Source organism: Synergistaceae bacterium (assembly GCA_031267575.1).
In the GTDB taxonomy this organism is placed as follows: Bacteria; Synergistota; Synergistia; order Synergistales; family Aminobacteriaceae; genus JAIRYN01.
On sequence record JAIRYN010000066.1, the window covers coordinates 1 to 6,902 of the forward strand.

General features: G+C 49.4%; 7 protein-coding genes, 1 other RNA gene and 1 pseudogene. 3 read left to right on the plus strand and 6 right to left on the minus strand.

Features of this window, described 5'->3' with window-relative positions:
• Positions 1-15: 15 nt before the first annotated feature.
• The 3 genes from LBJ36_10930 (at position 16) to LBJ36_10940 (ending at position 1,542) form a co-directional block, all read left to right on the plus strand.
• Positions 16-138: a transposase gene (locus LBJ36_10930; GenBank protein ID MDR1379548.1), complete on the plus strand. Its 123-nt coding sequence runs from the start codon at positions 16-18 to the stop codon at positions 136-138.
• A 694-nt stretch (positions 139-832) separates the two neighbouring features.
• Positions 833-1,114 carry a hypothetical protein gene (locus LBJ36_10935; GenBank protein ID MDR1379549.1) on the plus strand — a complete coding sequence of 94 codons (282 nt, stop codon included), beginning with the start codon at positions 833-835 and terminating at the stop codon, positions 1,112-1,114.
• A 161-nt stretch (positions 1,115-1,275) separates the two neighbouring features.
• Positions 1,276-1,542: a recombinase family protein gene (locus tag LBJ36_10940; protein ID MDR1379550.1), complete on the plus strand. Its 267-nt coding sequence runs from the start codon at positions 1,276-1,278 to the stop codon at positions 1,540-1,542.
• Positions 1,543-2,244: 702 nt separating this feature from the next.
• Here LBJ36_10940 and ssrA read toward each other — a convergent pair.
• From ssrA to LBJ36_10970, 6 genes and pseudogenes are all read right to left on the minus strand, one after another.
• Positions 2,245-2,601, minus strand: a transfer-messenger RNA (tmRNA) gene (gene ssrA, locus LBJ36_10945).
• Positions 2,602-2,625: 24 nt separating this feature from the next.
• Positions 2,626-3,093 (minus strand): annotated as a pseudogene (gene smpB / locus LBJ36_10950) (SsrA-binding protein SmpB).
• A gap of 79 nt (positions 3,094-3,172) precedes the next feature.
• Positions 3,173-4,399 carry a betaine/proline/choline family ABC transporter ATP-binding protein gene (locus LBJ36_10955; GenBank protein MDR1379551.1) on the minus strand — a complete coding sequence of 409 codons (1,227 nt, stop codon included), beginning with the start codon at positions 4,397-4,399 and terminating at the stop codon, positions 3,173-3,175.
• Positions 4,396-5,268: an ABC transporter permease subunit gene (locus tag LBJ36_10960; protein ID MDR1379552.1), complete on the minus strand. Its 873-nt coding sequence runs from the start codon at positions 5,266-5,268 to the stop codon at positions 4,396-4,398. Before LBJ36_10960 ends, LBJ36_10955 begins: the two co-directional genes overlap by 4 nt.
• Before the next feature lie 4 nt (positions 5,269-5,272).
• Complete coding sequence (locus LBJ36_10965; protein MDR1379553.1) at positions 5,273-6,289, minus strand: ABC transporter substrate-binding protein; 1,017 nt, start codon at positions 6,287-6,289, stop codon at positions 5,273-5,275.
• Positions 6,290-6,485: 196 nt separating this feature from the next.
• Positions 6,486-6,740 carry a hypothetical protein gene (locus LBJ36_10970; protein MDR1379554.1) on the minus strand — a complete coding sequence of 85 codons (255 nt, stop codon included), beginning with the start codon at positions 6,738-6,740 and terminating at the stop codon, positions 6,486-6,488.
• Between the last annotated feature and the right edge of the window lie 162 nt (positions 6,741-6,902).

A 6,902-nucleotide genomic window follows, 5' to 3' on the forward strand; every position in this document is an offset into this window, starting at 1 on the left:
GCAAGAGTATTGCGCTTGGAATTTCCTCATCTCCTGAAAATGCCTTCCTTGTGGACACGTTCGTACTACTGTGAATCTGTGGGGCATACTTCAGAGAAAACTATCATGAAGTTTATCGAAGAGCAGAAAAATAAATGAAAACCTACGTTTTCAAACTCTACAAGGCCAAACGGAATAAACATCTTCACCATAAGATTAGCCTTGCCGGGTCGATCTACAATCAGATCTACAATCATTTGATCGCGCTTCATCGCCGCTACTATCGGATATTCGGTAAAAGCCTCAATGTTATCCGTTTGCAACGGCATATAACCAAACTGAAGAAAACTAAACGCTACGGACACTGGAATAATATTGGCTCTCAGGCGATACAAGATATTGCGCAACGTATTGACAGAGTGTATAAACTGTTCTTCAGCAATCTGAAACGTGGGGTTAAAACGTCCCTTCCGAGTTTCAAAAAGGTGAGAAAATATCGTTCATTCACTCTAACACTCTAAAGCAAGCCGGGTATAAGCTCCTTGGCGGTAACGGCATTCCCATTATGGGACGTAAATATAAATTCTTCAAATCTCGCGAGACTGTGGGGGAAATAAAAATCCTCACCATCAAGTGAGATGCGTTGGGTGACCTCCGGCTCTACTTGTAACGGACGAGGATTGCAAAGCGAATGAGGCAAGATCAGGTAAAAGTGTCGGTCTCGATTTCGGGTCTTGATTTCGGGTCTTGATTTCGATTTGAAAACATTCCTCACCACGTTGGAGAGAGAAAAGATTGAGTCGCCTCTTTTTAGAGGACTTGAAGTCGAGGACTTGAAGTCGAGAACTTGAATATGAAAGCTATGCAACACGTGTGGGGTCGTAAAATATCTGATTTGGTACACGCTCAATTTCTCGGTATTCTTTCGTGGGAGATGCACAAGAACGGCAATCATGGAACAAAAATCGACAGGTTCTATCCTTCGTCAAAACCTGTTCGTCCTGTTTTGATGTTTTTCCTGAGTTGCCGCTGTCCGTCCGTGGAGGGGCGTGTCCGAGATGCAGGGCGGGATATTGCGGCTGTCAATATTCTCAGAGTGGGGACATTCACTTTTAGTGGGGGCATTCACTTTTAAAGGAGAAGACGTAAGGCCGGTTTCAGTCGGCTGTCTTTGTCGATCTTAGAATCACATGACTTTAGTCGTGGAAGTATGTTAATGAGATAAAATACAAGAGATGGACCTCGCCAAGTTTTTCCATCTCTTTGTGAATCTATACACAAGGAAATGATAATACTATGCCCATTCCTTCCTATTCATTTCTATTCCTTTCTATTCCTTCCTACGCCTACGCGCGTTATAGCAGTGACAACCGAAACGAGACAAGTATCGAGAGTCAGCTCGCGGAAATACAACGATACGCTGACGCTCACGGGTATGAGATCGTCGAGACATTTATAGACCGCGAGCGATCCGCCGCCGCCATGAAACAACAGCGCGACGAATTCTTGCGTATGATTTACTCGATACGTTCCGGTTCGCCAGTTCGAGCGGTGATCGTCTAGAACCTATCGCGATATTTCCGCCGCGCCCTAGCCGCGATGCAGTTCGAGGAAGAACTGCGCAACCTACATATCAACCTCGTCTCAGTTATGCAACCCTTACCGGAAAACGAAGGTAAGCCATCCGCAGACGGTCTCTTTATGCGTCGCATTCAATATCTATTCGATGAAAAAAGCAGCCATGATAACGGCGAGCACACCACGCGAAACCTGTTACAACACGCCTGGTCGCACCAAAGTCACCTTGGCGGACGTCCACCGTAGGTTATAAAGTTGTACTTTCCGACCCGTCGAATTTCAACAGCCGCCGCACTCTCATCCTGGAACCCTCAGAAGCGGAGAACATCGCTTATATTTTCTGCTCCGTGCGAGAAGGGAGGTCATATGCGCAAATAGCCGCCGAACTTGTCCGACGCGGCGCAGTAACGCGCAACGGGCGCGCCTTTTCGCCACAGAGTCTCCCCAGTCTGCAAGAAATCGAGAAAGTTTTTTCTTCCGGTTTCAACTGCCTTACCATCAATTCCGTAAGTACCACAGTCGTCACTCCTTACGTACCGTATACTAGAAAATACGTATACAGAATAGTATACTGTATCATCCCGAATCGGTAGAGGATTATGGAGATTTCTACAGATGCCTGAAAACGCAAAACCCCGGCTTTCGCAGGGGTTTTAAATGTATCTAGACGAATCTGGATTGTTAATATGGTGGAGGCGGGGAGAATCGAACTCCCGTCCGACGTGGGCCAGCCGTGGCGGCTCTACAGGCTTAGTTTCCTTTTAGTTGTCGTTCGAGGGCAGGCAGGAAACAACCCTCCTCGTCCCAAGGCTTCTTGTCTTTTCTATCCGAGCAAAGCCCTACATCGAACAGAGCATCTACCTAAAGTGACGCCTCAGGCGGACCAGTAGACGAGTCACGTCCCTCGACGTAGCGGGCTTAAGCCGCTAAAGCGTAATTATTGTCGACGTTTATCGTCTTGCCCGAATGTTTAACGAGAATTACGGACATAACTCGACCTGCTCCTCCAGACCCTCCAACACGCCGTCGAAACCTGTCGCCCCCTTTTGCAATACGATTCACTGCTGCTCAATCGTCGTAACGACCCTTACCGCGTACCGCGCGTGCTATATCACGTTTCGTATCTCGCTCCGCGATAGCGTCACGCTTATCATACACCGTTTTCCCCTTCGCCAAGGCCAACTAAATTTTTGCCCTGCGTCCATCTTTAATGTAAACCGACAAGGGAACCAATGTCAATCCCTTTTCCCTTATTTTGCTGTTAAGACGAACAATCTCTCGCTTATTGGCCAGTAATTTACGGTTACGCTCCGGCTCATGGTTATAGTAGCTTCCCTTCTCATAAGGGGAAATGTGCATACCCACCAGCCAAAGCTCACCTTTCTCGATCGCGGCGTAGGAATCCTTCAAATTCAAATTACCCGCGCGCATGCTCTTGATTTCCGTACCCGTCAAAACAATACCACATTCCAGGCTGTCTAACACAAAATAATCATGCCTGGCCTTCCGATTTTGAGCGACGACCTTGCCGGTCATGCCTTTGCCTCCCTCTTCGCCATGTTCGCGCTCTTCGCCTCTATTTTACACCATTCTATTTTACACCATTTTTACACCATTACGAGAGACTCGACAAAATTGCGGCACGGCTGACGATGCCCTCAAGGCGCCCCTGCCCATCAAGAACAGCTAGAGGAAAAGGCGTGTCAGACGCGGCGCTGATAATATCACCGATCAAAATATCATGCTCCACCTTCGGCACGTCGCGAGTAACAACCGACGACACCGAGGGAAGTTTGTCGAGACGGGCCTGTAACGCGGACGTAAGCGTCACGATTCCGATGAACTCCATCCTGTGCCCAATCACGTAGGCCGTCGAAACATCGTTCACGCGCATCTCCCGAATCGCCGTGACAGGGTCGGCCTGCTCACGGATCAAACAAGAAGGAGTGATCATGATGTGCCGCACGCTCAAAACTTTCGTCTTATCTACACTGCCTAGAAATTCTTTAACATAATCGTTGGCCGGAGAAAGTGCCAAATCCTTCGGCGTACCCAACTGCTCGATCCGCCCGTCGCGCATAATGCCCACCGTGTCGCCCATCTTGAAAGCCTCGTTGATATCATGAGTGATGAACACAATGGTTTTCTCTAGTTTTTTCTGTATCGAAAGGAGTTCGAACTGCATATCGCGGCGAGCCAGAGGATCCAAGGCCGAAAAAGGCTCGTCCATCAGCAGAAGGTCCGGGTCGTTACAGAGAGCGCGAGCGATCCCCACACGCTGTTTCATACCGCCGGAAAGGTCGTCGATCGCTTTGCGCTCCCAACCTTCGAGCCCTACCAACTTGATCATTTCCATGGCCTTGCCCTCACGCTCGTTTTTACCGACTCCTCGAACATCCAGCCCATAAGCCACGTTGCCCAAGACGTCCCTATGACTCATCAGGCCAAAGCTCTGGAAAACCATGGATATCTTGGAACGCCGCAACTCGTACAGATCGTGCTTGTCCATCTGGGCAATGTTACGCCCTCCGAAGAGGATGTCGCCCGAACTGGGGCGTTGAAGCATGTTGATACAGCGCACGACGGTGGACTTGCCGCTACCGGAGAGCCCGATCAAAGCAAAAACCTTTCCTCGCTCCACGTCGAAGGAGACATCGTTTACAGCCACCGTTACGCCCGTTTTTTTCAGAATTTCGGCTTTTCCCGCGCCCTCATGCAACATTTTCCGCGCCGCCGCTCGATTAATTCCGAAAAACTTGCGCAGATGCTGAACCTTCAAAAGCGGCTCAACCGTCTCCGGAGCGACACCAGAGGAGGCATTTGTCTCTAATGCCGAAATCATCGGACTCCATCCTCATTTTTCTTAAAAGACCCCTGAGTCAGGCGATCCAGAATAATGGCGACAAACACGATGGAAATGCCCGGCAACAAAGCGCGCCCCATCTCCGTGCGGTTGGTGGCCACCAAAATTTCCATGCCCAGCCCGTTGGCGCCAATCAAAGCACAGGTGACCACCATCCCCATCGCCATCATGATGGTCTGGTTGACTCCTGTCATGATCGTGGGCAAGGCCTGGGGTACCTGAACGTTAAACAGGAGTTGCAACCGCGTGGAACCGAAGGCAAGCCCAGCCTCCACCACTTCTTTATCCACATGCTGTAGCCCGTGACTGGTCAGCCGGATCATGGGCACCACCGAATAGATCAGCGTCGCCATAACAGCGGGAGTCTTCCCCACGCTGAAAAGCATCGCCGCTGGAATCAGGTAAACAAAAGAAGGAATTGTCTGCATAAAATCCATGACGGGCTGCATGACCGTATCCACTTTGCGGTTCATGGCCACCAGGACACCCATGGGAAAACCCAACGCCAAAGCGAAAGTGACGGAAACGATAATAATGGAAAGCGTCTGAAGCATCAACGCCCACAGGCCGAAGCTCCCGATGAGGAAAAACATTGCCCCATAAAGGACCCCCACTTTCCACTTCCGACTGGTTTTATAACCTGCCCAGACCAGCAGCAGAATCAAAGCCCACCAGGGGATCATTCCCAAAAAGGCCTCGATCCCGTTTAGCATCCACACCGTTACGCTTTTGATCGCGTTCAACGAAGCGCGATGATTTCGACTGAACTGGCGTATGGCGTCGTCAATGGACCCGCCAGGATGAAAGATCAACTGGTCGGGAAAACTCAAAATCCAGCCACTCATCATTCGCCTACTGTTTTGCCACGGCTTCGCGTACTTTTTTCGCTTGTTCCGGGGTCAGCCATTCATCCAAAAGAGAGTCGTGTTGCTTCAAAAACCACACGATCGTTCGAGCATGACTCTCCTTGGTCTCTTCCAGATAAGCCAAAGCCTCGGACACGAAGGCGGAGCCCGTCTTGTACTTTGAGAAAAAATCGACCAGTTCCGGTGCTTTTTCGGGGAAATGCCCGCCGCAGACGACACGAAGAGCCTGTTTCGGAATCTCGCACTCCCCTTTTTGGAAAAGCTCAGGATCGTAGGGCGCGTCACCCAGCAGCACCATGTCTAACTTACCCGTGATCCACGTGGGCTCATAGCAATAACCCACCCAGGGTTCACCAAGATTGTAGGCGCTGGCCAGGGACGCGAAAAGTACGGCCTCGCTGCCCACCCGGAAGTAGTTATATCCCTCGTTCAACTTGTAATACTCATATTTATTGTGTAAAACCTCGTCGATCATCCATCCCGGAATGGCTCCGTAGATCCGTCCCCGCGAAGAATCTTCAGGATCTTTGAACACGTCGGCATATTTGATTAAGTCCCATACATTCTTCAGATCGGGAATCAAGGGTTTGATGCCGCGAGCGGGGTCACCTTCGATCACATAGCGCGGAACGTAAAATCCTTGCGCGCTGTCCGGTACCAATATCCCCAAGGGAATAATGTCCTTTCGAGCCACATCGTCATTGTAAGTGGCTACGTTGTCCGTCCAGCTCTCTATGTCCAGATCCACGTCCCCGTTGATTATCCCCTGCCAGTTTAAGGTAGTGGACCCCGTGGAAAGCTCCACACGATACCCCTCAAATCCGTTTTCGACAATAAACTTAGCAAGTTCGTTGTGGAACATCTGGCTATCCCATTGGTTGTTGGTAAAGACTATTGTTTTGGACGCGGCGAAAGCAAAAGGCGGAGAAAATATCGACAACATCTTCAACGCGATTGTGGCTAACGAAAATAGGCAAAATACACGCATCGTTTTTCCATACATGAATAATCCACTCCTCTCTAAAATTGCCAGTTTCGGCGTTCCGTATGATTAAGGCCTCCTCCGATTTTTCGATTTCAGCGAATCGTTAGATAAATATCTCTAAAATGTTCTTTTTTGTCAAGGTGAATCGCTGCAACTATGTTACTATAAATACACGCCGCTAAGAGGACAAAGTACCCCACGAAGGCCGGGAATCTCATATGATTACCGTTCTACCAAATCTATGCAAACCTGAATAAATCGGAATGCGGATATGGAAACCTTTAACGTCGAACTGGTCGTTACTCATTGAAAATCGGTCATGGGCACCTTTTTTACGAAAAGTCGGATAACGGGCACACCCGGTAAAAAAATTTCGAAATGCCGCGCCTAATTGCATGATAGCCATCTGCGGAGCGCACTTGGTGACCTCCAGCATCCCTCCAGCATCCATATTCATATTCATATTCATATTCATGGATGGAAAGTCTGTTCGTTTGATACTGTTAAGTTTACGCCGTAGTGCCATCTGGTTAGGTTTTGGGTTTGCAGAGTCGGCTTTCCACGCCTCGTACTGCCGCTTCCATTCAACTCAACCAACGCCTCAGCCAACGCCCAATTGTACGCAAACCGG

What these genes read in the sequence shown, in the direction of transcription:
- LBJ36_10955 (MDR1379551.1), bottom strand. Translation starts at nt 4,399, where the DNA reads ATGATTTCGGCATTAGAGACAAATGCCTCCTCTGGTGTCGCTCCGGAG.
- LBJ36_10960 (MDR1379552.1), bottom strand. Translation starts at nt 5,268, where the DNA reads ATGATGAGTGGCTGGATTTTGAGTTTTCCCGACCAGTTGATCTTTCAT.
- LBJ36_10935 (MDR1379549.1), top strand. Translation starts at nt 833, where the DNA reads ATGAAAGCTATGCAACACGTGTGGGGTCGTAAAATATCTGATTTGGTA.
- LBJ36_10970 (MDR1379554.1), bottom strand. Translation starts at nt 6,740, where the DNA reads ATGAATATGAATATGAATATGGATGCTGGAGGGATGCTGGAGGTCACC.
- LBJ36_10965 (MDR1379553.1), bottom strand. Translation starts at nt 6,289, where the DNA reads ATGTATGGAAAAACGATGCGTGTATTTTGCCTATTTTCGTTAGCCACA.
- LBJ36_10940 (MDR1379550.1), top strand. Translation starts at nt 1,276, where the DNA reads ATGCCCATTCCTTCCTATTCATTTCTATTCCTTTCTATTCCTTCCTAC.